The sequence below is a fragment of the Vibrio kagoshimensis genome, assembly GCF_050337535.1.
GTDB lineage: Bacteria > Pseudomonadota > Gammaproteobacteria > Enterobacterales > Vibrionaceae > Vibrio > Vibrio gallaecicus.
Genome location: NZ_JAKJSZ010000059.1, coordinates 1 through 765 on the forward strand (window position 1 = coordinate 1; position 765 = coordinate 765).

General features: G+C 39.4%; 1 protein-coding gene. It reads right to left on the minus strand.

Annotated features, from left to right (window positions below; translation table 11 throughout):
* Window positions 1–152: 152 nt before the first annotated feature.
* Window positions 153–509 (minus strand): hypothetical protein, encoded by a 357-nt coding sequence (locus L4C37_RS22390; protein WP_429770176.1) that lies wholly within the window; start codon window positions 507–509, stop codon window positions 153–155.
* Window positions 510–765: the final 256 nt, after the last annotated feature.

Genomic DNA, 765 nt, shown 5'->3' on the forward strand with positions numbered 1-765 from the left:
CATATATTCATAATATACTCCGTATGTATAACGCCCTGTTAAGGTGTGAGCAACGCAATACCGATGCCGCTGCATACCACCTTAAACACTAAAACAACGCATRGAAAAAATGCCAAGTGTTGCGAATCATTCTTAAACAGTTTGTTAGGTGTTCAGTTCCCAATGACTAATTGATTTGGTTTGTTGCCCAAAAACTCTACCCCAACAACCGTTTCCAACTCACTTTCGGTATCAAAATAAACAGCCCATTCAAGAGTTGAATTTAAAAACACATTTGGATTAGAAAACGTTTTTGCTTCCATCCCATAGCTTTCTCGGTTTTGTTCGATATAGCCGTAACATTCTTTAATTGTTTCCAACCATGAAGCAGATATTCGCTTAATAGCTTCTACATCCTCGTCGGTGACATGTTCTTTCTCTATATAAATAGTTGCACCGTTTAAATTGATGGGCTCAATTTCCCAATAGCTCTCGCGCTTTATTAGAGCCCCAATACCTTTTATTTCCACATGTTTCTCCATGACACCTAACGCCCAATTAAGTAGCTGACAACGCTACCAATATACTCAAACTTAGCAACGTAAACACTGAAGCTAAACCCAACTGAAATGCCAAGCGTTGGCAGTCTGCTTAAATTGCTTGTTAGGTATATTGCAAGCGAGCACTAGTTGCTATGAATAAGACTCAACGCTCTTCCTTTAGAGTCGGTAAAATTGTTGCAGACTCCAATCCGAATGGTGTCTACAATCCACCAAATGCCAAAAC